Consider the following 24,796-nt stretch of genomic DNA (forward strand, 5'->3'; position numbering starts at 1 on the left):
TCTACACAAATGAAAATTCTAAAATATATCTTTTCGGGTTGTGCATTATTGCTTTTTTCACAGTGCACCGATTTGGCTGAAGAACCTTTTACTTTCCTATCGCCTAGTAATTACTATAAAAATGCAGATGAATTAAATACTGCTTTGGTAAGCGTTTACGATGGCTATCAAAATGGCTTTAATGGAAATTACAAATATATTATGTACTTGGAAGTGTTAACCGAATTTGGTTCGCCTGCTTACGCAAAAGACGATGCCCAACTTTGGAACGTTTGGTCAGACATGAATAATGCTGATAAAATGGTGATTACCAATTGGGATGATGCCTACAACATTATCAACCGAGCAAATTTAGTTATTGGCAGAGGGGAAGATGTTGAAATGGACGAAACGCTTAAAAAGAGATATTTTGCCGAAGCACGATTTCTGAGAGCGGCAACGTATTACAATTTAGTGCGCATGTACGGCGGTGTTCCAATTCCGGAAACTTTTACAGAAGGTTTAAAAAACTTGGCAATACCAAGAAAAACAACAGAAGAAACCTATGCTTACATTATTGCTGATCTTGAATATGCTGAGGAAAATTTACCTCAAAAATCTAATTATCAAAGCGACAACATTTGGAGAGCTTCAAAAGGAGCTGCGCAAGCCCTGCTTGGAGATTTGTACCTTACAAGAGGAAGCATGACGGGCGACAAAACCTTTTTTCAAAAGTCTAAAGAGTACACCACAAAAGTTATTCAGTCTGGTCAATACGATTTACAAGCCAACTTTAAAGATTTATGGTATTGGTGGAATATCAACAATAAAAACGGAATAGAATCTGTTTTTGAAATGCAGTATGGTGGTGTCGAAAATGAATACAACAATAACCATGTTATGTTTGGTGTAAATATAACTGAGACGACATTGGGCTGTTATATGTATCACAGATTCGGTCCTTCAATTCAGCATTATCTTTCTTATAACAATGACGATACAAGAAAAGAAGGAAGTTTTTTAACAAAAGTAAATGTCACTGAAAAAGGAAATTCAAGTCATATTTTGCAAACCATCGAATTTGTTCCAGCTGATAAAGGTTTCTTTCCCGGATCGAAAGGATGGAAAACGGCCTCTCCAGGAAATCTGAAATTTTATGATAGAACCGAAAGTTCTGCTTCGCTAAAAAAACCTCAGGCAAATTCTTATGTCATTCGTTATGCCGATGTGTTGCTAGATTATGCCGAAGCAGAAAATGAAATCAACGGTCCTGCTGCCGCTTACGCGTATGTAAACAAAGTACGAAACAGAGCAAAACTGCCAGATTTAACTCCAGGCTTAAGCAAAGAGCAATTTGCAGATGTCATTTATAAAGAAAGAGGATGGGAATTTGTTGGAGAGGGATTATTATTTTTTGATGAATTGAGAACCAATCGAATTGGGAAAAATGTTTCCGAACATGTAAAATATGGAAATGACAACGGAATCAACATGTACGTAAACAATCCTTTACAGTTTGTTCCTTCTAAAAATTTCTTATTTAAAATTCCAAGATATGATTTAGATTCTAATCCTGCACTGATTCAAAATCCTGATAACGTAAGCAATTAAAACAGAAAAACCTTTCCATCAGTTTGATGGAAAGGATTTTTTATAGGATAATCTTTTGGAAGAACTTTATCTACTTTGCAGCCATCCTTCTGGATTATTATTCGATGTGTTTTGAAGAATCAAGAATTTAATAATAGTTTTTCCTGTATCACCACTTGTTCTCACTTTTCCAATGTTTTGCTTAATAGTCACTTTATCTCCCTGACTAACAGAAACTGAACTTAAGTTCTGATACACGGTAAAAAAGTCTCCATGCTGAATCACGACTGCTTTATTCACAGGTGATAAAACGATTACTTTAGAAACTTCTCCAGCAAATACTGCTCTAGCGCTTGCCCCGTCTTCTGTTGTAATCTCAACTCCAGAATTGTGAACTGTAATTGAAGGATGCAATGGGTGTGGCTGATCTCCATATCCAAGAGAAATAAATCCTTTTTCAACTGGCCATGGTAATCTTCCTCTATTTGCTTTAAAATCTGCAGCTAAAATTTTATCTTCTGGTGTCAATGCAATTTTAGAAGAAGACACTGGTGCTTTTGCTTCACTAGATCCTGGATTCGCTTTTGCTCTTTCTGCAGCTGCTTTTCTATTGGCTTCAGCAATGGCTTCACGGATTAAACGATCAATTTGTTTATCAATTCTTTTCGCTTCACTTTGTTTTGATCTGATATCTGCAGCAATTTTATTCTTATCCTTTTTAAGGGCATTAACTAATTTCTGCTGTTCTTTTTTTTCTACTTCCAGCGTAACTTTCTCTTTCTGGTTTTCAGCAATTACCTTCTTTTTTATTTGTCTTTGTCCATCCAATTTAGCATTAAAATCTACTAATTGAGCCGTTTTGGACTGAATTTCAAGACCTTGATTTTTTCTAAAAGCAGTATATTGTTTTAGATATTGTGCCCTTTTATAGGCTTGTAAGAAACTTTCAGAAGATAAAATGAACATTGCACGGCTCTGTTCAGAACGGCTTTTGTATGATTTTAAAATCATCTCAGCATAATCTTCTTTTAGAACTTTTAGTTCTTTTTTAAGTTTATTTACCTGAACCTGATTAATATACATATCATTACTAATCAGCCTTTCTTGTTTTGCTGTAGTATTGATTAATTTCTCTTTTAGCTTGATTTTGTTTGCCTGAATTAAATATTCATTCACAGCAGATTTCTCTTTTTTTCGAACAGACTGTAGCATCTTTTCGTTATCTCTGATTTCCTGCTGAATTTGAGCTTTACGCTGCTCCAGTTTTTCTTGCTGAGAATCTTGCGCCCATACAAATGTAGTGGCACAAACTAAAACTAGGCTTAGGAGAAATTTTGGCATCTTTCTATTTTTATTTTGCAAATTTACTTAATTGTAACTTTTTTATAACCGCTTGGAACACTATACGGAAAAGAAAGTTCTTCATTAAATGAAATATTGTTGTAATTCAAGTTAATACTTGTTTTTCCTTTTGGCTGCACTGCATTGATTTCGATACTTGTAGGCAAGGCTCCTTGATCAAAATTTTTAGTGTCAGAATACGCAATTTGTAAAGTTCTATTTTCTGATGGCTGCGAAATTTCTTCTTTCTGAATTAAATATTTCTCTCCGTCTAAGAAAAAGGTTTTCTTCAAATTGGCATTTTTTTCTTCGTCTAGTCTAAAAAGATTATCTACAATAGTTTGAGTATATTTTCCTTTTCTCAAATCATCAAATGCTTCTCCAACCAACAGATTCTGAACTTTAGAATAATCTAAATCTGTTCCTAACCATTTGCTTAAACTAGTAAAATCACCTTCGTAATATGTACTGTTTATTTTCTCATAATAACTTACTGCATCAGGTGTTATTAAAGCTTTTGCCATTGTAATTCCTAAGAAACGAATGCTTATTAAAATCTGCTTATCCTTTTCGATTCTAATCTCAGCCGTAACATTTTGGCTTTGTTTTTCATCAACATATTTTGCACTTGCTTTGATGTATAAAGTCGAAAAATCTAACTTATTATCGTAATGTTTTTCGATTACTTTTTTGTCTTCTTTTGGTGCAATTGTCTGGCTTGTATTTCCTTGCACTGCTACTGCTTTCGATTTACATGAAATTACAGCAATAGACAATACTAGTATTGATATATATTTTTTCATCTGATTCTCTTTTTTATTTTTTCTTCTTTAATACTTCATTTGCCTTCAAAAAGTATTCCTCTTTTTTCTTTGCATCTCCCAACCCATTGTAAGCCTCTCCTAACTGAATATTAAAATTTGATTCTAATTTTACGTCATCCACCACATAATCAAGACCCATTTCTAAGACGGTTTTTGCATTTTTAAACTGCTTAAGCTGATTACTTCCTAAACCAGCATAGTAATAAAACTGAGCCTGACTCGGATAAACTTCGATCAGCATCATGGCTCTTTTGGTCATTGGTTCGTATTGTTTTGCTTGAGCATAAGCTTCCAGCAATAACATATTGGTTTCAAGATCTGTATCTGAATTTGCCTTTAAATCTTTTTCATAATATTTAATGGCATTTTCAAATTGTCCTTTGCTATGATAAAACTTTCCAATTTCTTTAGCAACGTCAACATCTTTGTCATTATCAAAGTAAGAAATAGCTTTTTCTAAATCGGCAGAATACTGTGGATTTTTATTTACATAAATCAAAAATTCATTCAAAGTTCTATGTTTGATTTTTGAATCGATTTTTGAACTTGCTAAAATCACATTCATCGATTTTATAGCTTTATCTGCCTGATTGGCATCCAAATAAGTTTTGAACAAACTCACTTGCGCCCATTCTGAATTTGGAATTTCTTTTGCCAATTGCTTTGCTACTTCAAGCGATTTTTCGTTTTCATTACTTTTTGAATATAAAAGAATTAAGTTCAAATAATTAGATTCTTCTTTTGGATCTTTTTTAATCTGTTGAATCAAATTATCAATTTCGGCATTCTGATATTTTCCTTGCGATAAAATCTGCGCTTTATAAATTTCGCGATCAGACGATTTTCCGAACTTATCGTTCATTTCGTTAATCGCTGTCAATGCCTTGTCATACTGATTGGTAATCATGTACAACGAAATCAAATCGTCTTTATATTCTTCGTCAAAAACAATTATTTTTTGAATAATTTCAATTGCCAGCGGATAGTTTTTTGTCTCATAACTTACATCGTAAATTCCAAGCCAAAACCATTTGTTTTTAGGATCAAGCTGTGTTGCTTTTTCAAAGGCATCTTGTGCGTTTGGGTATTGCTTAAGCGCCAGATAGTTTTTTCCTAATTCAAAATAAGCAACTGCATCATTGGGTTTCAGTTTAATACATTTCTCCAATGATACAATGGCTTTATCATAATTTTCAATCCCTTTTTGTTTTAAAGATTCATAAAATGAGTCTTGATATTCGTCTGGTGCCATAGCAATATCTTCGGGTTCTGTCTGTGCAAAAACCGAAAATGATATACTGAATAAAGCAAAAAACAAAACTGTAAAAACTCTTTTTTTGATCATTTGTAAAATTACATTTTAAACAAAACGAAAATCTGCTAATTCTTATTTTATTCTAAAACAGCGTAATCTCCAATACTGATGCTTGTAAATTTACCATCGTAACTTACATGGTTTCCAATCATTGCATTATCAAGATTAGCATTTTTAATTTTAGAATATGTTTGTACCAAACTGTTTTTGATTGTACTGTCTGTTACGTGACATCCATTTCCAAGAGAAACATTTGGTCCAATTGTCGTATTCTTCAAAACCACATTTTCTCCAATATAACAAGGAGGAATAATTGTTGAATTCTCTAAAGTCACGCCATAATCTACTAAATGTACTCCGTCATTATGAAGAAAACCTAACATTCTAGAATTAGTCTCAACAGTAACATCTTTGTTTCCGCAGTCCATCCATTCGTCAACACTTCCTGTCTTGAAAACTTTTCCATTTGCCATCATCGCTTTGATACCGTCATTAATCTGGTATTCTCCACCATTCTGGATATTATTATCCAAAACATTTTGAAGTTCATTTCTTAAAACTCCAACTTCTTTAAAATAATAAATCCCAATAACAGCTAAATCGCTTACAAACTCTTTTGGTTTTTCAACCAATTCTACAATTTCATTATTTTGGTTTAGTTTTACAACACCAAAAGCCTCAGGCTGATCTACTTGTTTTACCCAGATTACAGCATCTGCTTCTGGATCCAATTCGAAATCTGCTCTAATTAAAGTATCAGCATAAGCAATTACTGCTGGTCCTGAAAGAGAATCCTTAGCACACATAATAGCGTGTCCTGTTCCTAACGGCTGATCTTGACGGTAGATTGAAGCTTTAGCTCCTAATCCTTTTGCTAAATCTTCTAAACTTGCCACAACATCGTCTCCAAAGAAAGCTTCATCTCCTAAAATAAAAGCAACTTCTTCAATTGGTTCTTTCAATATTTTGGCAATATCTTCTACTAAGCGGTGTACAATAGATTTTCCCGCAACTGGAATTAATGGTTTTGGAACAGTTAATGTATGAGGCCTCAATCTTGATCCGCGGCCCGCCATTGGCACAATTATCTTCATTTTTTACTTGATTTTATGTGAAGAATTTATAAAAATCTTCATTGGGTTTGGTCTTTCTTTTTTATTATTTCACTCCAGTGCTTCCAAAGCCTCCTTCACCTCTTGATGTTTCAGTAAGTGTTTCAACTTCGATCCATTCTGCTCTTTCGTGTTTAGCAATAATCAACTGCGCAATTCGCTCTCCATTTTCGATTACAAAATCGTCATTAGATAAATTTACTAAAATTACTCCTATTTCTCCTCTGTAATCTGCATCAATAGTTCCTGGCGAATTTAAAACCGTTACGCCTTTTTTTGCAGCCAGACCGCTTCTTGGTCTCACTTGCGCTTCGTAACCAATTGGCAATTCGATAAAGAGTCCTGTTTTTACAATAGTTCTTTCTAAAGGTTTTAACGTAATTGGCTCTATAATATTGGCACGCAAATCCATACCTGCAGAAGCAATCGTTTCGTAATTTGGTAAATCGTGCTGTGATTTATTGATAATTTGAATTTTCATTTTTAAATATAAAATTTTTAAAAGCGTCTTATTTTCTCTTCATTATTCCTTTAATAGTATCTTTTTCAAAATGGTAAACCATATATATAAAAACTAAAAGAAGCGGAATTCCAACATAATATTTTTCTCTAAATCCGTAAAAAGAGATAATTGAAAACAATATTGAAACGCCTAGATAAGCGCCAATTTTGTTCATGTCGTAAGGAATCGGGTAATATTTATTTCCTAAAACATAAGAAATAAGCATCATACTTCCGTAAGCCGAAATAGTCGCAATTGCAGAACCGTAATAGCTATATTTCGGAATTAATAGATAATTTAAAATCAAGGTCACAATTGCTCCTACAATAGAAATGTAAGCTCCAATTTTTGTTTTATCGGTCAGTTTATACCAAACTGATAAATTGTTGTAAATCCCTAAAAAGAAATTTGCCAAAATAATTAGGGGCACAACTTTCATGGCTTCCCAATACGATTTGTTGTCTAATAACAAATATTTCAAAACGTCAGCGAAAACAATTACACCTAATAAAATCAATGATCCTAAAATCACGAAATACTTGGTAATTACCGCATAAGTCTGTGGTGCATTTTCATTTTTAGCATGACTAAAAAAGAAAGGCTCAATACCTAATCTAAAAGCGGTTGCAAAAAGAACCATAAACAATCCCAGTTTGTAACAAGCAGAATAAGCTCCAACTTCAGACTTTGCTAAATTTTCTGGAAGTAAATATCCTAATAGAATTTTATCGAAATGTTCATTTACTGCAAACGCTAGTCCAGCCACTAAAATAGGCAATCCATACTTCATCATTTTCTTCCAAAGCACAGGATCGAATTTTCGTCCAAGCGAAAGATAATTTGGAGAAAGTACAATAAAAGTTGCCAAACTTGCCAAAAGGTTTGCAATGAAAATATAAGCAATCTGGAAATTTTGAACATATAAATTATCCCAAACCGAATTCGGATTTTCTGTCGCCAATTTTGGCAGATACAACAAGAAAAAAATATTCAGCAATAAGTTTATCACCACATTTCCAATCTTGATTGCCGCATAAACCATTGGTCTCTGATTGGCTCTAAGCTTAGAAAACGGAATTAAAACAAGCGCATCTAAAACTAAAATCCAAACGGTATAAGTAATGTATTGAACATCCACTTCTGCTAGATTTGCCAGCGTATTTCTAAAAATTAATCCAACAAAAAGAAAGATTATTGAGGTCCAAAATATAGAAATGGTAGAAGTGGCTATTACATTTTTCTTATCTTCTTCGGCACTGTAAAATCTAAAAAAAGCCGTTTCCATTCCGTAAGAAAGAACTACGTTAAAGAAAACCATCCAAGACAATACAATTGAAACTTCACCATACTCAGCCGTAGGCAAAATTCCTGTATATAATCTCACTAGTAAAAAACTCAGCATTCTCGGTAAAACTGTTGCCAGTCCGTAAATTGCCGTTTGTTTGAATAGATTTTTATATAATCCCAAAATATAATTCTAATAATGTTTGTAAGACAAAAATAACCATTTCTTTTGTTTAATGGCGCTTTTGTTGATGCAATAAAGAAAACTTCTGATCGTTTTTAGACAGTCATTTTATTTTCATCTAAAATTTTGACAAAATGAAATCCTTTTGGAACATAACCTTGATTATAATAAAATCGATGAGCTCCAAAATTTCCTGTAAAAGCATCTAAAACTATACTGCTGCAATTTAACTCAATTGCCTTTTTTTCTATATAATCGGTAAGCAATTTTCCAATTCCTTTAGATCGCTGATCTGGATTAACAACAAAATTGTCAATTTCTAGATATTTTCCCGTCCAAAGCTTTGTAGCCGACCAGCAACCTGTTAGACCGAGACAGATATCATCTTCAAATATTGCAATCTGAATATAGTTATGCGGAACCATTTCAGAAAGAAATGATTGATACTTTTCTAGAGATATATTAGGATATAGAAATCGAATTGTACTTATTTGAGCCACCATTTCCTCAATGGTCGCAAGCTCTTTTATTTGTAAAGCCATTGTTTAAAAATGAAATAGAATTCAAAAATACTCAAAATATAATAATGAAAGAATCTGTTTTCCATCATAGATCTATTCTACTTAAACGTCTTTAACTAATTTTATTGAACATTAATTGTAGTAAAGAAAAAATAAATTCACATTTTATACGTTTTACATAAGAGCAATTGCTTTAAAAAACTTCTTTATAGCAGACAAAACTGAGGAATGTCTAGGCAAATTACTGAAACAGTGATAATATTTCATCAATCTACTTACTCACAGATAATTACAACTATTTTTTAACACAACATGTGAAATATATAAAACAAACATGAAAATTATGTAACATTTTTTTTACAGTCTTTTTTTAAATTTGTCTCAAAGGGAATGAGAAAGCTAGTAACAACCCTTCATAAAAAAGAAAGCACTGGGACTAATAAAGCTTGTTTGTTCCCATAAAAGACAAAGCATAAGGGATTGATTCAGCTGTATTGTAACCCTAACAAAAACAGAGCACTGGGACTGATAAAGCTTGTTTGTTCCCAAGAAAGACAAAGCACAAGGGATTGATTCTGCTGTATTGTAACCCTTAAAAAAACAGAGCATTGGGACTAATAAAGCTAGTTTGTTCCCATGAAAGACAAAGCACGCAGAGTTATCTGTCTATTTTTATAAAATGGTAGTGATTCTCAACTTAACTGTAATTTGAGAATCACCATTTTATAAAATTATTTTTAAAAAAGAATAAAACTTCCAATAAAAAGAAAAGCCAGCTAATGCTGGCTTTTCTTTTATATATTATAGGATAAATTATCCATTCAAAGCTTCTGCTCCACCAACGATCTCCAAAATCTCACTTGTAATCGCAGCTTGACGAGCTTTGTTATAAGTTAATTTCAATTGGTTTCTTAATTCAGTTGCGTTATCTGTTGCTTTGTGCATTGCAGTCATACGCGCTCCGTGCTCAGAAGCAAATGAATCACGAATACCTTTATACAATTGCGTTTTTAAAGACTTAGGAATTAAAGCCAATACAATTTCTTCTTTTCCTGGTTCAAAAATATAATCTCCAGAAACAGCAGCACCATTAGTATTAATAGGCGCTAACGGTAAAAACTGCTCTACTTGAACAATCTGAGTAGCAGCATTTTTAAACTGATTGTATACTAGCTCAATTCTATCGTATTCTCCAGATAAGAATTTCTCAGTCAAATTATCTGCAATTCCAGCAACATTTTCAAATGTTAAATGATCAAAGATTGCATTATGATGACCGTGAATTTTATGTGTTTTAACTAAAGCATCACCACCTTTTTTACCAATAGCAAAAACGTCAACTTGCTTTCCAGCATAAAATTCAGTACGATTTTTAATCTCTTTAATAATATTCGAATTGAAAGCACCGCAAAGACCTCTGTTTGAGGTTACGGCAACTAACAATACTTTTTTTACTTCACGCTGTGTAGTGTAATCTCCTCCTATTTCACCTTCTAGTGTAGCAGAAAGATCTTGCAATAACTCCGTTAATTTCTCGGCATAAGGACGCATTGCAGTGATTGCATCTTGTGCTTTCTTCAGCTTTGCAGCAGAAACCATTTTCATAGCCGATGTAATCTGCATCGTCGATGAAACGGAAGTAATTCTATTACGGATTTCCTTTAAATTTGCCATCTATTAATTAGAAAATGCGACAATTTTAAAATTAGATAATTAGAATAATGATGAAACATTATCTAATTATCTAATTTATCAATTATCTAATTAGTTATATTTTGCTGAAACTTCTTTTGCTGCTTTTTCGATAACATCTGTAATAGCGTCATCTAATTTACCAGCTTTCAAAGCGTTAAGTGTATCTTTATGTTTGCTGTTTAAGTAAGCTAAGAAATCTGCTTCGAATTCTTTTACTTTATTAACAGGTACATTTCTTAATAAGTTTTTAGAACCAGCGTAGATAATAGCTACTTGGTTTTCAACTGTATAAGGATCATTTAAACCTTGTTTCAAGATCTCAACGTTTCTTTTTCCTTTTTCAATTACGTTTAAAGTAACAGAATCTAAGTCAGAACCAAATTTAGCGAAAGCTTCTAATTCACGGAATTGAGCTTGGTCTAATTTTAAAGTTCCAGAAACTTTTTTCATTGATTTAATTTGAGCATTACCTCCAACACGAGATACAGAGATACCTACGTTAATAGCAGGACGAACTCCAGAGTTGAACAAATCTCCATCAAGGAAGATCTGACCATCTGTAATCGAGATTACGTTTGTTGGAATATATGCAGAAACGTCACCAGCTTGAGTTTCGATAATTGGTAAAGCAGTTAATGAACCACCACCTTTTACGATAGATTTGATAGAATCTGGTAAATCGTTCATGTTTTTAGCGATACCATCATCAGCAATTACTTTACAAGCACGCTCTAATAAACGAGAGTGTAAGTAGAAAACGTCTCCAGGATATGCCTCACGTCCCGGTGGTCTTCTTAATAAAAGAGAAACCTCACGGTAAGCAACAGCTTGTTTAGATAAATCATCATAAACGATAAGAGCTGGACGACCAGAATCTCTGAAATATTCTCCAATTGCAGCACCAGCGAATGGAGCGTAAACTTGCATTGGAGCCGGGTCAGAAGCATTAGCAGCAACGATAACTGTATAAGCCATTGCTCCTTTTTCTTCTAACATTTTAGCGATTCCTGCTACAGTTGAAGCTTTTTGTCCAATTGCAACATATATACAGAATACAGGTTTTCCTGCATCGTAAAATTCTTTTTGATTTAAGATTGTATCGATACAAACAGTAGATTTACCTGTTTGACGGTCACCGATTACAAGCTCACGCTGTCCACGACCAACTGGAATCATAGCATCAACTGCTTTTACTCCTGTTTGTAATGGCTCAGTTACTGGCTGACGGAAGATAACTCCAGGTGCTTTTCTTTCTAAAGGCATTTCGTATAAGTCACCACCGATTGGTCCTTTTCCATCAATTGGAAAACCAAGAGTGTTAACTACACGTCCTACCATTTGCTCACCAACTTTAAGAGAAGCAATACGTTGAGTTCTTTTTGCTGTAGATCCTTCTTTAATTCCAGTTGATGGTCCTAATAATACAACCCCAACATTATCCTCCTCAAGATTCAATACGATACCTTCCATACCGTTATCAAATTCCACTAACTCACCATATTGAACATTAGATAGCCCGTAAACACGAGCAATACCATCTCCAACTTGAAGTACTGATCCTACTTCCTCTAGCGTAGCACCAGATTCAAAACCTTCTACTTGCTTTCTTAATATTGCTGAAATTTCAGCAGGTTTGATTTCCGCCATCTTAATTTATAATTTAGACACTTTTTGTGTTATAAAACTAATTACTTAACTCTCTTTTTAATACTTGTAATCTGTTAGCAACTGAAGCGTTGTACTGATTATCTCCTATTCTCAAAATAAATCCACCAATAATTGAAGGATCTACTACATTTTCTATTGTAATTTTTTTATCTGATAAAGTTGCAACTTTTGCCAAAACTTTAGCTTCTAAAGCTGCATCCATTGGAATAGCTGTTGTAACTTTTGCTACTTCAACACCATTACTTTCATCAAATAATTTATTGTATTCTAATGCAATTGCATTTAGAATTTCGAATCTTTTGTTTTCAAATAATAAATGGAACAAACCTTTTGTTACTCCATTTACATCTGCAAAAACTTCCAAAAGAGCACTTTCTTTAACTTCAACAGTAGTTGTTGGGTTTTGGATAAATGTACTCAATTCTTGATTCGTCTCAATTGCATTCGCAATTGATTTCATATCGTTATTGACAGCTTCGGCAACACCTTTAGAGTTTGCTAAGTCTAGAATTGCTTTTGCATAACGAATTGCTGCTCTTGTACTTGCCATAATCTTAGTTTAACTTTACGTCACCTAATAATTTCTCTACCAATTTAGTTTGAGATTCTTTATTAGATAGTTCTTCTTTCAATAATTTTTCAGCAATACTCAAAGATAGAGTTGAAACTTGAGATTTCAATTCTGCCATTGCAGCATTTTTTTCGCTTTCGATAGCCGCTTTAGCTTGATCAATCATTTTTTGACCAGCTTCTTGAGCTTCGTTTTTAGAATCAGCAATCATTTTCTCTTTCATTTCGCGAGCTTCTTTCAACATCGCGTCACGTTCTGCACGAGCTTCATTCAAAATTCTTTGATTATCAGCTTGTAAATTTTCCATTTCTCTCTTTGCGTTTTCAGCAGAAAGCAATGCATTTTTAATACCTTCTTCTCTTGCAGTAATAGATTCCATAATTGGTTTCCAAGCAAATTTTACTAAAAGCAAAATTAATATTACCAAGATTAAAGCCTGCCAGAAGAATAATCCGAATGAAAAATCGTTAATTAACTTATCCATTTTATATAACTATATTAAATATTTAATTTCTTTTTTAAAAGTAACAACATCTTTAACCAACCGTTAAAGATGCTGTTATTTCTCTCTTTATTATTTTCCTAAGATCAAAGCAGCGAATGCTAAACCTTCTAATAAAGCCGCGATAATAATCATCGCAGTTTGAATTTTACCAGCAGCTTCTGGCTGACGAGCAATAGCGTCCATAGCAGATCCACCGATTTTACCTAAACCTAAACCTGCACCGATTACTACTAAACCAGCACCTACTAAAGTTGGAATTGTTCCCATAACTATTTATATATATAAAATTAAACTTCTAAATTAAATAATTGCTGTTTCGTCTTCATGGTGGTGAGCATGATCATGATCTTGAACTGCCATACCAATAAACAATGATGATAACATTGTAAAGATGAATGCCTGTAAAAATGCAACTAAAATTTCAATAACAGAGATAAATAATGTCAATCCTAATGAGATTGGCAAATCTGCTGCTAAATTTTTTCCAACAAAAATCATTGCGATCAAACTCATAATTACTACGTGACCTGCAGTAATGTTTGCGTACAAACGAATTAATAATGCGAATGGTTTTGTTAATGTTCCTAAAACCTCAATTGGAGCTAAGATAATTTTCATTGGAACTGGTACTCCTGGCATCCAGAAGATGTGTCCCCAATAATCTTTGTTTGCACTAAATTGAGTAATGATAAATGTAAAGGCTGCTAAACAAACTGTAATAGCAATATTTCCTGTAACGTTGATTCCTAGCGGAGTCATTCCTAATAAGTTTAAGATCCACACAAAGAAAAATACAGTTAATAAGTAACCCATGTATTTACGGTATTTTTTCTCTCCAATATTTGGAACAGCAATTTCGTCTCTGATGAAAATTACTAATGGTTCTAAAACTCTACCAAATCCTGTTGGGATTGGTCCTTTTTTATATGATCTTGCTAAACCAGTAAACATTACTAATAATAGTACTGATACGAAAAGCATTGAAACAACATTTTTAGTAATTGAAAAATCTAATGGTTTTTCATTTGAAGGATGACCGTGCTCATCAAAGTTGATTGTTCCGGCAGCATCTGTTTTGTAAATTTTACCGTGAACTAATTTGTAGTAGTTACCATCAACTTCTGCAACTTCTTCTCCGTGGTGTAATTTTGAAGAAGAAAAAACTTTTAAACCACCATCAATTAAAATAACTGGTAATGGGAAACCGTAGTGTTTATTTTCTTTTTCATCTGAAAAGAAAACAAAGTCATGAGAATCTTGTAAGTGGTGATCAATAAAAGCACCTACTTTAGCCTTTGGATCAAGAGCAACATGCTCTCCTTCTTCGTGAGCAGTATGTGAAACTACTTTCTCTTCGTGAGCTGTTTCAGTTTGAACATGCGTCGAATCATTCTCTTGATTTGCAAAACCCATAATAGGTAGAGAAGCTACAAAAGCTGCAAGAATAAAGCTGAGTGGTTTGTTTGAAATCACCATATCGTGGAAAATCTTATTTTTTTACGTTTCTAAAATTTGGTGCAAAGGTACATTTTTTATTAATATTCAAAAGGATATGAAAAATTATTTTTAAACCTTGTTTTAAAGAATTGTTATTTTAACGCTTTTCATTTAATAATCGGACAGTTAAAAGCGTCTGAAATAACAAAAACAGCACAAATGTTATAAAAAAACTGACTTTTTCAACATCGCTTTCTCCCATTTTATTTTTTAAGATCGGCTGAAGAAATAAATAGGCTAATAACATTTGTGTAAAAGTTCCAAATAAAAATGCCATTCCGACAATTTCAAAATTCTTCTTTTTTACTATTAATAATATAAGGTATAATAAAGACGAAATCGCGAAGAAAGAAAAATACAGTATTTCTAAACTGTAATGAAACTTCTCCGTACTAATTTCACTAAATAAAAAAGCGGCTTTATGAATACAATAAGTTCCTAAAGCAAGACATAACAAATAAAAAACTGGTTTGTAATTTTTTGAAAGCATTTAAAATAATTTTTGTGCAAAGATGCAACTTTTATCTTAAGGCATTTTTATTTACAAACTACTTTGTTTTATTGATATCGTTTACTTGTCGGATTACATTGTACAATGCAACTCCAACACCGGCTAATACAAAAATGGTGTTATAATATACTTTTGGACTTGGGTGTTTCTCGTCGAGCCAGGTTCCGAAATAAGAGAATACGAAAATGATTACTCCCATTTGAAAGGGAATATTAATAAATGCCAACCATTTATTCCTCCTATTATTATTCGGCTCCTTTTCCATCTTCTAGCATTATTACTGTATTTGAATGCGCAAGCATAGTACAGGTTGCTGTAAAGTCAGCTCCTGGTTCTATTGAAAGTTTTCCTACTGCTACTTCTCCATGAATTTGAGCAGTCGATTTAATATTAAGCGTTTCAAGAACTTTTATTTTTCCATGAAATTCTCCTTCGATGTCTGCATTGTTACAGATAATTTCTCCTTTAATAACTCCTTTTGCTCCTATCACAATTTTGCCCTGCGAAGTAAAATTTCCTATCAACTCACCGTCTAATCTAAAGTCGGCTTTAGAGACTATATCTCCTATTATTGATGTTCCTTCAACAATTCTATTAGTTTTTCCTAATTGTTCAGTTCCGTTTTTTTTTACTTTTTCAAACATGGCGGTTAAGATTTAAGGGGTTTTCGGGGTAAGGTATGCGTCTAGATTCTTTTTAATCTGAACAATTTTGTAATTATCATTTGATATAATTATTGCTTGATCTGGGATTTTATATTTCTTATCTTCTCTGAAAACTCCAGCAATATCATTTGCATAAGCTTCAGATTTTAAACCATGAATAACTACAAAACTTTCTGTTTTATTGTATTTATCTAGAGATGTTGTCAATCTTTCGTAGTTTTCAACTAATAAAAACACTCTAATTGCTTCTTCTATTCTTTTAACCGCCTTTGTATCGTTGTTTGCAACACGATATAGTATTTTCCAGTTTTTAGTATCTGTTGTTGTAAAGTTAAGTTTCTCCAAAATAGGAACTTGTTTTTCTAAAATCTCTCTTGCATTTTTACCTTCTTCACTATTTGGGTAATTATCTGCAACGTTCTCAAGTCCTTTTTTATAGGCTTCTAAACCATATACTTTTCCTGAAGTATTGGCTTTTAGTAATTCGTATTTTGAAACAATATCATCTCCCGAATATTGATTAATTAGATTATCAATATTGGCCAAGACTTCATCAAAATGTTCTTCTTCAAAAAGTTTATACCATTTTTGATATTCTTTGTCTGGACTAGAATTTGGATCGTCTTCTTTATTGTTTAGAATGTGAGCATATCTCGAATCTGGATATTTAGATGAAATCTCTGCTTTTATAGCTTCAGCTTTTGCCGGATTTGTAATTTGATAAATTTTATACAAATTATACATTGATGGCAATACCAATTTTTCTTCAGGATTGTTCTGAAGCAGTTGTTCTAGCTTGTTGCTAGCCAAATTATATTCTTTAAACTTCTCCTTATATATAAGTCCTAATTGATAGTATGAAAAATTACGCTCTTTACCAATACTATCCATTGCAGTTTGCGAATTCGGAAGCTGTTTTACATAATAAGCTACAGTATATTTTTCTGGCACAATTGTATCATTCAGTACATTGGCAACTTCTTTGGTAGAAATCGTATCATTCATAGCATCGCTATTTGCACCTTTTATACCTGACAATCGCCAGTTTCCGCCCATAGTTCTGTTACCCCACATTTTTTTAAACTGTAGTTTTCCGTAAGCAACTGTTGTTGGATTATAAAAATAGAATGAACTGGCATTATCATTTCCTCCAGGAGGCATTCCAACTCCTTCTGGTTCTACTGGTTTACCTAAAGAATTAGGATTAACAGCTCCATTTCCTGAAAAATCTGCTTGAGAGTTTCGGTCTATATTAGCTAATCGTTCTTTTTCCTTTTCTTCTAAAAGTTTTTTTGCTTCGTCTTTCTTTTTAAGTTCTGCAATATAATTTTCGAAATAAACTTTCTTATCGTTTGGTGGCAGATTATATACTTTAATGATACTGTCATTGCGTTTTGCAATAGCTTCGTATTTAATTACATCATCAAGATTTTTTCTGTTTTTTTCTATATAAGCATATTCCCTGGTTTTAGGATCCAGTTTAACCAAAGTACTATCATAATACTTTGCCGCCATCGAATAATCTGTATTTTTAAAATACATGTTTCCAATGTTTCTATAAGCAGAAGCCATTAAATACGGATCTTTAGATTTTCTTCCTAAAGACTTATTGTAAAATTTTAATGCGTTTTCTTGATCTTTCTTTTTATCATAATAAACTCCCATTTCATAAAAAAGAACATCATAATAAGGACGATTTTCACGATCAGTCACCAATTTATTAAATGTTTTCAAGAAAATCGTATCATTATCTTTTCCATAATCAAACATCTGCGCTTTTTTCGCATAAGCGTGCATCATGTACTTTCGATCTGCTTTTCTGTTTAAATCAATAACCGCATCATAAAAATAAATGGCACTGTCACGTTTTCCTTCTGCCTGATACATTTGACCAAGGATAAAACGATATCTTGCACGTTCTTCATTATTTCGAGTAAATTGTTCTGCAACTCTAAGTCTAGAAACAGCACTGTCTTTTTGTTCCAGATTTAGAAAAGCTTCTGCCAAAAGTGCGTTGGCATCTGCATAAGTCTGTTTATCTAAATCTGTCTTTTTAAGTAAAATTTTGATGTTCTTAAGAGCAATCGCGTCATTACCTAGACGCATGTTGGTTTTTTCACGCCAGATTTTTGCCGTATAAATATTATTGCTTTCTGGATATTTGTATAAAATATAATTGAATGCCTCAATTGCCGGAATAAAACGCTGATCGTAATATCTTGCTTTTCCCAGCATCAAATACGCTTCGTCAATCTGCCAGTTTCTTTCTCTTCCGCCAATATTCATGGAGTGCTTTTGAATGGCTTTTGTTGCTTTTGTTTCTGCCAATTCAAAATCAGGATTTTTTGCTTTTTCGGCTTCAGAAAAATTTTCGTCGAACTGCATTTTTTCAATTGGCAGTTGCTTCCAGAAATTATCTTCGTTATTGGCCTGAATGGACTTTAAACCTTTGTCTAAACCAATTCCTCCATTGTAAAGAATGTTATATTTTGTCCCGATCGAGTGGGAACTTCGAGCCAAAAAGGTATTTTTTTTGGTAGAACAAGCTATCAAAAAGAATAAAAAAACGAAAGTAAAACTATATTTAAGAGTATTCTTTTTCAATAGAAAAGAGTTTAAAACAGATAACTACTAAAAATTGGTTTTAGTATATTCATTTGTAAAAATACGCTTCTTTTTGAAATATAGAAATTCTTACACAGCAAAAAATAATTCTAGTTCTTGTAAGGTTTCTTCTGAGGTCTGAATATCTTTAACAATTTCTCCTTTATTAAGCGCCACAATACGATTGCAAACTTCTACAGTATGCTGTAAATCATGACTTGAAACCAAAACAGTTACATTTGGATCGTCGGCTAATTCTTTGATAATTTTTTTTAATCGGCTCACTGTTGTGGGATCTAAATTTGCAAAAGGCTCATCTAAAATTACAACTTCAGGATTACCAATAAGTGTGGCAATAATACCTGCTTTTTTCTGATTTCCTTTAGATAAATCGCGAAGGTATTTTTTGTTGTTCAAAATTTCACCGTTAAAAAACTCCTCGTGTTTTGCTAGCAACGCATCAATATCTGCCTTATTCTGATTGCGTAAATCACCAATAAAATAAAAGTATTCTTCTGGAGTTAAATACCCGATAAGGAAATTTTCATCTAAAAAAGATCCTGTAAAAGATTTCCAATTCTCGCTTGTATTTACCTGAATATCATTACTTTTTATATATCCCGTTGAAGGCTGGATTAGATCTAAAAGTAAACTGAAAAAAGTCGTTTTTCCAGCTCCGTTATTTCCCACCAAGCCAAAACTTTGTCCTTTTGGGATTTCTAGATTATTAATGTTTAAAACTGTTGTTCCGTTATATGTTTTTGAAAGCTGATTTACTTGTATCATAATAATTTTAGATTGTTGATTTCAGATTTTAGATATAAAATGAAGATAATGATCTCATTTTCAAATTGACAATTTATCTAATTAACCCTTTTGTTTATAAGCACTTATTGTACTGTATTTTTCTATTTTGTACCTCTTTTCTATTATTGAAAACACTTTTTCTTTAAAGATAAAACCCAAAATTCCTGCTCCTGCAACCAAACTTAATGCTACAGTTTTATCTGCAAAACGAAGTCCAAGCCAATACAATAATAAAGGAAGGAATATTTTTGGCAAAGACAGAAGCATCGAATTTACATTAAACGCTTTTTTATCTCCAAAAGCACCACCAGCACTGCTTAAATCAATTGGTGTTTTAGTAAAAGCACCTCCCAAAAGTACCAAATGAGAATTTACGCCAATATTATAAATTGCACCAACTACAATCGTTAGATAAACTTCCCATCCGTAAAAAAGATAAAAAGATGCTAGAATTGTAGAAATAAAAGTAGCAATTACAATTAGCCACCATTTTGCGGTAATATAACCTCTATACGGAATATTCTGTGTCATCATTAATTGATAATATGAACTATCCCAGCTGGGTACAAACTGTCCGAAGACAAATAGAAATCCTCCTGAAACGAATATTCCAGCAAAAATTTGCATAGCAGGCGGTTGATGTGTATTTCCGAAAAAAATCAATCCGTAGAATAAAAAGATCACACTCATTACTATAGTAGTCTTTGATCTTTTATTTCTTTTGATAAGTCTAATGTCATTTTTAAGGAAAGTCCCCAAAGTACCAAACTGATTTAGCCAAGAAAGATTTTCTGTAGAGGCAACATCATGTTTTACAGAAAGTCCTGCATCGAGATATAAATTCTTTTCGAAGTATTTAAATGTAAAATAATGAAATGCAATTAATACTAAAATCGGAATCAAGAAAAACCCATCTATTTCATAAAAGCTTTGAAAAAATGGAGTTGTAAACTCCGTAATATCAAATAATTGATAATACTGCGCACCTCCTAGAACTACAATTAGCAGTAGAAAAAGAGCAAATAATCTATCGATATTGCTTAAAATAATATTCAGAAAATTGTTAATGTAAATAATAGATATTACTCCCAAATGCCAAAAAATAATTTGGACAACATCATATCCGTTTAAAATTAGGACAACTGTAAATGGAATAAAAAATAAAGCATGTATCCAGTTAAAAAAGGATAAGATGGTTTTACCTAAAGAAAAATGAACAATAGTTGTTTTCTTTAAAGGAAGAGCTAGCAAAGGTTTGATGTTTAATACAGGAATTGACTGTAATAACAATCGAACTGCTAAATCGCCTAGAAAATAATAAATTAGAAATTTGTTTAAAGTTGCCAGAGGTTCCAAATTCATTTCCTTAAGCATATAAAATGCCCCCACGCCCATAGCAATAAAAATTAATGAAAAATAGATCATCAAAAAACCTATTATTATTTTCATTGTCAGATTTTTACCGAAAGATGCCGACCTAACAAAGGCCTTCCATTCGAGATAAATAAACTTCTTAATCATGGTTTATGGTTTTAATATTTTTGTAGTAAGAGACCAAATGTAGGAAAACGTTACAAAAAAAGTTAAAAAAAATAATTTCGTGCTAAAATTTTAATAGTGGTTTGCTACTTTTGCATAAAAATTCTATCATGCCTTCATTCTTAAAACTTATAATTAAAGAGGTTAAACGCGAAACTGCAGATGCTGTTTCGATTCTTTTTAATGTTCCTGAAGAACTAAAATCTGACTATAAATTTATAGCAGGCCAATATATAAATTTAAAATTAACTCTTGATAACCAAGAAATTAGACGTGCATATTCTATTTGCTCTGCACCAGACAGCGGCGAATTAAGAATTGCTGTAAAAGCAGTAAAAAATGGTCTTTTTTCTCAGTTTGCCAATACAACCTTAAAAGCGGGAGATGTTCTTGAAGTAGGCCAGCCTGAAGGTAAATTTACTTTTGAACCAGATGCTGAAAGACAAAAAAACTACGCGGCTTTTGTTGCAGGAAGCGGAATTACTCCAGTTCTTTCTATCATAAAATCGGTTTTAAAAAATGAACCAAAAAGTTCATTTGTATTGGTTTACGGAAATAAAACTCCTGAAAGCACCATCTTTCACCAAGAGCTTCACGATTTGCAATTACAATATGTAGGCAGGCTTTTTGTGCATTATGTGTACAGCCAAGCAAAAGCTGAAAATGCTTTATTTGGAAGAATTGAAAAATCGGCTGTAAATTTTGTTTTAAACAACAAACACAAAGAACTTCAATTTGATAAGTTTTTCCTTTGCGGACCAGAAGAAATGATTAACACCGTTTCTAATGTTTTGAAAGAGAAAAATGTAAAAGAATCAGCTATTAAATTTGAGTTGTTCACGTCTTCTTCTGAAGAACATGAAATTCAGGGTTCTCAAGAAGGACATACAAAAATTACTGTTTTGGTCGACGATGAAGAAACTACTTTTGAAATGTCTAAAAAACAAACTATTCTTGACGCAGCTCTAAAACAAGGTGTTGACGCTCCTTATTCTTGTCAAGGCGGAATTTGCAGCAGCTGTTTAGGCCGTGTTACAAAAGGAAGCGCAGAAATGACTAAAAATTCTATTTTAACAGATGGCGAAATTGCTGAAGGTTTAATTTTAACTTGTCAAGCACATCCAACATCAGAGACCATTTATGTTGATTACGACGACGTTTAGTCTTTAAAATTCCAATATCAAAAATTCCAAATTCCAATCTTTCAATTGGGATTTGGAATTTTTTTTGTTTAATTGCGTTTCTACTCTTTGTCAAAGTTTAAAACTTTGATAAAGATGTAACTTGTAATTTGGAATTTAAAAATTTGAAAATTATTTATTTATGAAATCTGTACGAGAAATTTTTAGAAATAAAGAATATCTTTTGGAAGAGCCAGAAGTTATGAAGCTGGTTGATTACTGCGAAGAACTTCAGGACGAAATTGTTGAATTTAAATTTCAAAAAACCGACAATAAAGAACTTGCTTTACTAGACATGATCAAAGAGGTTCTAAAAGGCTGTGATGCCATCGAAAGAGAACAAATGGAACATGAACGCTACGGTTATGACGCGCCAAATTATCAGGAAACTATTGCAAATCTAAAAAGTTACATTTACAGTCGCTGCCGTGATGAGAAAATTTGGCTCTAATTGAAATAAAAGCAAAATTTTGGATAAATATTGCTGATTTTTCATTAAATTAGGAGTATAATTACGGCAATCTTACTCTCATTGTTTTGAGATTTTGTGGAGCTAAATCAAATTTGTCAAACATTTAAACATTAAATATCATGACAGCTCACGTTCAACACTTTCATTTATATCTATTTATTATGCTTGTTGTAACTGCTTCGCTATGCGTTTTGGCAGTTATTATAAAAATGAAAAACAAAAAAGGCCCTAAGTTGCTCGAAAGAGAAAAATACAATTCGACTTTGACCGAAAAAATGGTAGAAGTAAAAAAGACAGATTCGAACATCTTTAATATCTGGCCTTATGTAAGCAGACTTAAATCGGCTAAAATTTTATCTAAAAAAATTAAAGATCACGACTTAATTTACAAAATTTACAGAGATTCATCTGATAAATTCGAACACATTCTATTGTCAACCGAAGACAAAAATAACTTTGTCACCATTATAGTAAACAAAAAAAGAAAAAAAACTATCGGATACTCTTTCCTCGATTCTAATGAAAGATACGATTTAAACAAAAATATTGCTTAAATATTATTTTTACCAGCAATACTCCAGCCGGGAAAAATATTTATAGAAACAAATGAAAGAAGCTCCAGAGAAACGACTATATTATGAAAAATATGTCGCTCCTCTGGAGCTTTAATATTGTAGACGTTATTCCTTGCTATAAATATTTCGCTTCTCCGAAGCTTGCAAGTAACTATCGTTTTAGCCTGTTTTAAAAATATTTATAAAAGCTGTTCTGTAAGTTTGTCAACAACCTGTTGCGGTAAAATTGTCCTCATCGCATCCTCATATCCTTCAACAACTTTATTGCCATAAACTGAAGTTGGTAATTGTGGATATTGATTTCGGTCTGAAGTTAGGGCGTTTTCTAAGCTTTGATTGAAAGGCAAAAATCCAGCATAAGGATGTGTCGCACCCCAAAGAGTAACAACTTTTACGCCCAGCATTGCTGCAATATGCGCATTTCCAGAATCCATAGAAAGCATTACATCAAGATTGCTGATCAATTGTAATTCCTGCTGAAATTTAATTTTCCCAGCCATATTAATTACATTTTCAAATGGTTGTGCAAGAGAATCTAAAATTTCGATTTCTTTTTTTCCTCCGCCAAAAAGCAAAATTTTATATGATGAATTTTCAGCCAATTTTTCAATTACCTCTTTCATTAAGTCCAAAGGATAAACTTTAGAATCATATTGTGCAAAAGGCGCAATTCCGATAAGCTTTTGATTTTCATTTCCGATAATGTCTAAAACATCAGAACTTAAAACTGCTTTTTCAGGAAATGCTGGTTTCGATAAATCTAAAGGAAAACCTAATTCTTCAAACACTTTTACATGTCTTTCAAACATGGTTGGCAATTGTTTGAAAATCTTATTTTCTTCACGCGTTAATTCTTTTTTTCCTTCTCGGCCTTTATCAACGGTTGCTCTTTTTTTTCCGCTTAAAGCGAAAAGCAAACTCACAATCTTAGATCTTAAAACATTATGAAGATCTGCAAACGCATCGATTTTTAGTTTTTTTACATCTTTAAATAATCGTAAAAGTCCAAGAAATCCTTTATGTTTTTCTTTTTCATCAAAAGCAAAAAATTCAAGATTCGGAATTCCCTCAAAGAAAGGTTTAAAAAACGGACGTGAAATAACGGTCAATTTTACCGTTGGATATTGTTTTACAAAAGCTCGTAAAACAGGAACCGTCATGGCGACATCTCCCATTGCGGATAGTCTCATGACGGCTATATGCTTAATTTTGCTAGACAAGTCTGCCAAATTATTATTTTTTATTTTGATACAAAACTGGGTTCAAATCATCGTCGTTGTACATTTTCATTTGTTTGTACACTTTCATGAATTTATCTCCGTTTTCGATATCTGTCAATAATTCTTCAATTGCTGTAGATAAATCTGTTCTTTGTTCTAAAAGAATATTTAATTTTTCCTGACATTTATCTCTGTGCTCCTGAGAAGCTTCAGCACGATTAGCTTCTTCATTCATATGATAAATTTTTAAAGCCAAAATAGACAATCTGTCAAAAGCCCAAGCTGGACTTTCAGAATTGATTTTCGCTCCGTCTTTTACTTTAACATCGCTATACTTTTGTAAAAAGTAGCTATCTATATATTCCACCATATCAGTACGTTCCTGATTTGATGCATCAATTCTTCTTTTTAAAGTTAATGCCGCAACTGGGTCAATCTGCGGATCACGAATAATATCTTCAAAATGCCATTGAACGGTATCAATCCAGTTTTTTAGATATAACAAATGCTCGAACTTATCTTTTGGATAAGGGTTATTGATCGGCTGATCTACATTATCAAACTGGTGATAATCTTTGATGCTTTGCTCGAAAACAGAATATGCTAATTTTGAAAACATGTTTTTATTTTTTTA

General features: G+C 32.5%; 25 protein-coding genes. 4 read left to right on the top strand and 21 right to left on the bottom strand.

What is annotated here, in order from left to right:
* The first annotated feature begins 9 nt into the window (after nucleotides 1–9).
* Nucleotides 10–1,590, top strand: a complete 1,581-nt coding sequence (locus NCC77_RS04975) for a RagB/SusD family nutrient uptake outer membrane protein (RefSeq protein ID WP_250834602.1) — start codon at nucleotides 10–12, stop codon at nucleotides 1,588–1,590.
* A 66-nt stretch (nucleotides 1,591–1,656) separates the two neighbouring features.
* On the opposite strand, the gene NCC77_RS04980 is transcribed toward NCC77_RS04975, so the two are convergent.
* From NCC77_RS04980 to NCC77_RS05070, 19 genes are all read right to left on the bottom strand, one after another.
* Complete coding sequence (locus NCC77_RS04980; protein WP_250834603.1) at nucleotides 1,657–2,910, bottom strand: murein hydrolase activator EnvC family protein; 1,254 nt, start codon at nucleotides 2,908–2,910, stop codon at nucleotides 1,657–1,659.
* Between the two features lie 23 nt (nucleotides 2,911–2,933).
* Nucleotides 2,934–3,713, bottom strand: coding sequence for a lipoprotein insertase outer membrane protein LolB1 (gene lolB1 / locus NCC77_RS04985; RefSeq protein ID WP_250834604.1), 780 nt, complete (start codon nucleotides 3,711–3,713; stop codon nucleotides 2,934–2,936).
* A gap of 13 nt (nucleotides 3,714–3,726) precedes the next feature.
* Entirely contained in the window at nucleotides 3,727–5,079 is a 1,353-nt protein-coding gene (locus NCC77_RS04990) for a tetratricopeptide repeat protein (protein WP_250834605.1), read from the bottom strand.
* A gap of 47 nt (nucleotides 5,080–5,126) precedes the next feature.
* Nucleotides 5,127–6,143 carry a sugar phosphate nucleotidyltransferase gene (locus tag NCC77_RS04995; protein ID WP_250834606.1) on the bottom strand — a complete coding sequence of 339 codons (1,017 nt, stop codon included), beginning with the start codon at nucleotides 6,141–6,143 and terminating at the stop codon, nucleotides 5,127–5,129.
* 64 nt (nucleotides 6,144–6,207) lie between these two features.
* Complete coding sequence (gene dut / locus NCC77_RS05000) at nucleotides 6,208–6,642, bottom strand: dUTP diphosphatase (RefSeq protein WP_198855027.1); 435 nt, start codon at nucleotides 6,640–6,642, stop codon at nucleotides 6,208–6,210.
* 28 nt (nucleotides 6,643–6,670) lie between these two features.
* The gene (locus tag NCC77_RS05005; protein ID WP_250834607.1) at nucleotides 6,671–8,131 is read right to left on the bottom strand and encodes a lipopolysaccharide biosynthesis protein; all 1,461 of its coding nucleotides are present in this window, start codon (nucleotides 8,129–8,131) and stop codon (nucleotides 6,671–6,673) included.
* A 95-nt stretch (nucleotides 8,132–8,226) separates the two neighbouring features.
* Entirely contained in the window at nucleotides 8,227–8,673 is a 447-nt protein-coding gene (locus tag NCC77_RS05010) for a GNAT family N-acetyltransferase (RefSeq protein WP_250834608.1), read from the bottom strand.
* Between the two features lie 792 nt (nucleotides 8,674–9,465).
* The gene (gene atpG / locus NCC77_RS05015; protein WP_250834609.1) at nucleotides 9,466–10,326 is read right to left on the bottom strand and encodes an ATP synthase F1 subunit gamma; all 861 of its coding nucleotides are present in this window, start codon (nucleotides 10,324–10,326) and stop codon (nucleotides 9,466–9,468) included.
* A gap of 90 nt (nucleotides 10,327–10,416) precedes the next feature.
* Nucleotides 10,417–11,994 carry a F0F1 ATP synthase subunit alpha gene (gene atpA / locus NCC77_RS05020; protein WP_111378768.1) on the bottom strand — a complete coding sequence of 526 codons (1,578 nt, stop codon included), beginning with the start codon at nucleotides 11,992–11,994 and terminating at the stop codon, nucleotides 10,417–10,419.
* A gap of 37 nt (nucleotides 11,995–12,031) precedes the next feature.
* Nucleotides 12,032–12,565: an ATP synthase F1 subunit delta gene (gene atpH / locus NCC77_RS05025; protein WP_250834610.1), complete on the bottom strand. Its 534-nt coding sequence runs from the start codon at nucleotides 12,563–12,565 to the stop codon at nucleotides 12,032–12,034.
* Between the two features lie 4 nt (nucleotides 12,566–12,569).
* On the bottom strand, nucleotides 12,570–13,070 hold the full coding sequence (locus NCC77_RS05030; protein WP_095930604.1) for a F0F1 ATP synthase subunit B: 501 nt from the start codon (nucleotides 13,068–13,070) through the stop codon (nucleotides 12,570–12,572).
* Between the two features lie 90 nt (nucleotides 13,071–13,160).
* Nucleotides 13,161–13,358 carry an ATP synthase F0 subunit C gene (atpE, locus tag NCC77_RS05035; protein ID WP_008465835.1) on the bottom strand — a complete coding sequence of 66 codons (198 nt, stop codon included), beginning with the start codon at nucleotides 13,356–13,358 and terminating at the stop codon, nucleotides 13,161–13,163.
* A gap of 33 nt (nucleotides 13,359–13,391) precedes the next feature.
* Nucleotides 13,392–14,567 carry a F0F1 ATP synthase subunit A gene (gene atpB, locus NCC77_RS05040; protein ID WP_250834611.1) on the bottom strand — a complete coding sequence of 392 codons (1,176 nt, stop codon included), beginning with the start codon at nucleotides 14,565–14,567 and terminating at the stop codon, nucleotides 13,392–13,394.
* Nucleotides 14,568–14,685: 118 nt separating this feature from the next.
* On the bottom strand, nucleotides 14,686–15,078 hold the full coding sequence (locus NCC77_RS05045) for a hypothetical protein (protein WP_250834612.1): 393 nt from the start codon (nucleotides 15,076–15,078) through the stop codon (nucleotides 14,686–14,688).
* Between the two features lie 58 nt (nucleotides 15,079–15,136).
* A complete protein-coding gene (locus NCC77_RS05050; protein WP_095930601.1) occupies nucleotides 15,137–15,364 on the bottom strand; it encodes an AtpZ/AtpI family protein in 228 nt (75 codons plus the stop codon).
* Nucleotides 15,345–15,743, bottom strand: a complete 399-nt coding sequence (locus NCC77_RS05055) for a bactofilin family protein (RefSeq protein ID WP_250834613.1) — start codon at nucleotides 15,741–15,743, stop codon at nucleotides 15,345–15,347. The genes NCC77_RS05050 and NCC77_RS05055 overlap by 20 nt, the downstream gene beginning before the upstream one ends.
* 12 nt (nucleotides 15,744–15,755) lie before the next feature.
* Nucleotides 15,756–18,368, bottom strand: coding sequence for a type IX secretion system periplasmic lipoprotein PorW/SprE (gene porW / locus NCC77_RS05060; protein WP_250834614.1), 2,613 nt, complete (start codon nucleotides 18,366–18,368; stop codon nucleotides 15,756–15,758).
* A gap of 90 nt (nucleotides 18,369–18,458) precedes the next feature.
* Nucleotides 18,459–19,154: an ABC transporter ATP-binding protein gene (locus tag NCC77_RS05065; protein WP_095930598.1), complete on the bottom strand. Its 696-nt coding sequence runs from the start codon at nucleotides 19,152–19,154 to the stop codon at nucleotides 18,459–18,461.
* Between the two features lie 81 nt (nucleotides 19,155–19,235).
* Nucleotides 19,236–20,696 carry a DUF5687 family protein gene (locus tag NCC77_RS05070; protein WP_250834615.1) on the bottom strand — a complete coding sequence of 487 codons (1,461 nt, stop codon included), beginning with the start codon at nucleotides 20,694–20,696 and terminating at the stop codon, nucleotides 19,236–19,238.
* Between the two features lie 128 nt (nucleotides 20,697–20,824).
* On the opposite strand from NCC77_RS05070, the gene NCC77_RS05075 reads away from it, so the two are divergent.
* The 3 genes from NCC77_RS05075 to NCC77_RS05085 all read left to right on the top strand — a co-directional run bounded on the left by NCC77_RS05075 (nucleotide 20,825) and on the right by NCC77_RS05085 (nucleotide 22,921).
* Complete coding sequence (locus tag NCC77_RS05075; protein ID WP_250834616.1) at nucleotides 20,825–21,877, top strand: 2Fe-2S iron-sulfur cluster-binding protein; 1,053 nt, start codon at nucleotides 20,825–20,827, stop codon at nucleotides 21,875–21,877.
* 160 nt (nucleotides 21,878–22,037) lie between these two features.
* Nucleotides 22,038–22,346 (top strand): hypothetical protein, encoded by a 309-nt coding sequence (locus NCC77_RS05080; RefSeq protein WP_250834617.1) that lies wholly within the window; start codon nucleotides 22,038–22,040, stop codon nucleotides 22,344–22,346.
* A 140-nt stretch (nucleotides 22,347–22,486) separates the two neighbouring features.
* The gene (locus tag NCC77_RS05085; RefSeq protein ID WP_250834618.1) at nucleotides 22,487–22,921 is read left to right on the top strand and encodes a hypothetical protein; all 435 of its coding nucleotides are present in this window, start codon (nucleotides 22,487–22,489) and stop codon (nucleotides 22,919–22,921) included.
* 200 nt (nucleotides 22,922–23,121) lie between these two features.
* On the opposite strand, the gene NCC77_RS05090 is transcribed toward NCC77_RS05085, so the two are convergent.
* Both NCC77_RS05090 and NCC77_RS05095 read right to left on the bottom strand, forming a co-directional pair.
* Nucleotides 23,122–24,132 carry a glycosyltransferase family 9 protein gene (locus NCC77_RS05090; RefSeq protein WP_250834619.1) on the bottom strand — a complete coding sequence of 337 codons (1,011 nt, stop codon included), beginning with the start codon at nucleotides 24,130–24,132 and terminating at the stop codon, nucleotides 23,122–23,124.
* Nucleotides 24,133–24,175: 43 nt separating this feature from the next.
* Nucleotides 24,176–24,781 (bottom strand): DUF4254 domain-containing protein, encoded by a 606-nt coding sequence (locus NCC77_RS05095; protein WP_250834620.1) that lies wholly within the window; start codon nucleotides 24,779–24,781, stop codon nucleotides 24,176–24,178.
* Between the last annotated feature and the right edge of the window lie 15 nt (nucleotides 24,782–24,796).

It is taken from the genome of Flavobacterium tyrosinilyticum (genome assembly GCF_023656565.1).
GTDB lineage: Bacteria > Bacteroidota > Bacteroidia > Flavobacteriales > Flavobacteriaceae > Flavobacterium > Flavobacterium tyrosinilyticum.

What these genes read in the sequence shown, in the direction of transcription:
- NCC77_RS04975 (WP_250834602.1), top strand. Translation starts at nt 10, where the DNA reads ATGAAAATTCTAAAATATATCTTTTCGGGTTGTGCATTATTGCTTTTT.
- NCC77_RS04980 (WP_250834603.1), bottom strand. Translation starts at nt 2,910, where the DNA reads ATGCCAAAATTTCTCCTAAGCCTAGTTTTAGTTTGTGCCACTACATTT.
- lolB1 (WP_250834604.1), bottom strand. Translation starts at nt 3,713, where the DNA reads ATGAAAAAATATATATCAATACTAGTATTGTCTATTGCTGTAATTTCA.
- NCC77_RS04990 (WP_250834605.1), bottom strand. Translation starts at nt 5,079, where the DNA reads ATGATCAAAAAAAGAGTTTTTACAGTTTTGTTTTTTGCTTTATTCAGT.
- NCC77_RS04995 (WP_250834606.1), bottom strand. Translation starts at nt 6,143, where the DNA reads ATGAAGATAATTGTGCCAATGGCGGGCCGCGGATCAAGATTGAGGCCT.
- dut (WP_198855027.1), bottom strand. Translation starts at nt 6,642, where the DNA reads ATGAAAATTCAAATTATCAATAAATCACAGCACGATTTACCAAATTAC.
- NCC77_RS05010 (WP_250834608.1), bottom strand. Translation starts at nt 8,673, where the DNA reads ATGGCTTTACAAATAAAAGAGCTTGCGACCATTGAGGAAATGGTGGCT.
- atpG (WP_250834609.1), bottom strand. Translation starts at nt 10,326, where the DNA reads ATGGCAAATTTAAAGGAAATCCGTAATAGAATTACTTCCGTTTCATCG.
- atpA (WP_111378768.1), bottom strand. Translation starts at nt 11,994, where the DNA reads ATGGCGGAAATCAAACCTGCTGAAATTTCAGCAATATTAAGAAAGCAA.
- atpH (WP_250834610.1), bottom strand. Translation starts at nt 12,565, where the DNA reads ATGGCAAGTACAAGAGCAGCAATTCGTTATGCAAAAGCAATTCTAGAC.
- NCC77_RS05030 (WP_095930604.1), bottom strand. Translation starts at nt 13,070, where the DNA reads ATGGATAAGTTAATTAACGATTTTTCATTCGGATTATTCTTCTGGCAG.
- atpE (WP_008465835.1), bottom strand. Translation starts at nt 13,358, where the DNA reads ATGGGAACAATTCCAACTTTAGTAGGTGCTGGTTTAGTAGTAATCGGT.
- atpB (WP_250834611.1), bottom strand. Translation starts at nt 14,567, where the DNA reads ATGGTGATTTCAAACAAACCACTCAGCTTTATTCTTGCAGCTTTTGTA.
- NCC77_RS05045 (WP_250834612.1), bottom strand. Translation starts at nt 15,078, where the DNA reads ATGCTTTCAAAAAATTACAAACCAGTTTTTTATTTGTTATGTCTTGCT.
- NCC77_RS05050 (WP_095930601.1), bottom strand. Translation starts at nt 15,364, where the DNA reads ATGGAAAAGGAGCCGAATAATAATAGGAGGAATAAATGGTTGGCATTT.
- NCC77_RS05055 (WP_250834613.1), bottom strand. Translation starts at nt 15,743, where the DNA reads ATGTTTGAAAAAGTAAAAAAAAACGGAACTGAACAATTAGGAAAAACT.
- NCC77_RS05065 (WP_095930598.1), bottom strand. Translation starts at nt 19,154, where the DNA reads ATGATACAAGTAAATCAGCTTTCAAAAACATATAACGGAACAACAGTT.
- NCC77_RS05070 (WP_250834615.1), bottom strand. Translation starts at nt 20,696, where the DNA reads ATGATTAAGAAGTTTATTTATCTCGAATGGAAGGCCTTTGTTAGGTCG.
- NCC77_RS05075 (WP_250834616.1), top strand. Translation starts at nt 20,825, where the DNA reads ATGCCTTCATTCTTAAAACTTATAATTAAAGAGGTTAAACGCGAAACT.
- NCC77_RS05080 (WP_250834617.1), top strand. Translation starts at nt 22,038, where the DNA reads ATGAAATCTGTACGAGAAATTTTTAGAAATAAAGAATATCTTTTGGAA.
- NCC77_RS05085 (WP_250834618.1), top strand. Translation starts at nt 22,487, where the DNA reads ATGACAGCTCACGTTCAACACTTTCATTTATATCTATTTATTATGCTT.
- NCC77_RS05090 (WP_250834619.1), bottom strand. Translation starts at nt 24,132, where the DNA reads ATGAGACTATCCGCAATGGGAGATGTCGCCATGACGGTTCCTGTTTTA.
- NCC77_RS05095 (WP_250834620.1), bottom strand. Translation starts at nt 24,781, where the DNA reads ATGTTTTCAAAATTAGCATATTCTGTTTTCGAGCAAAGCATCAAAGAT.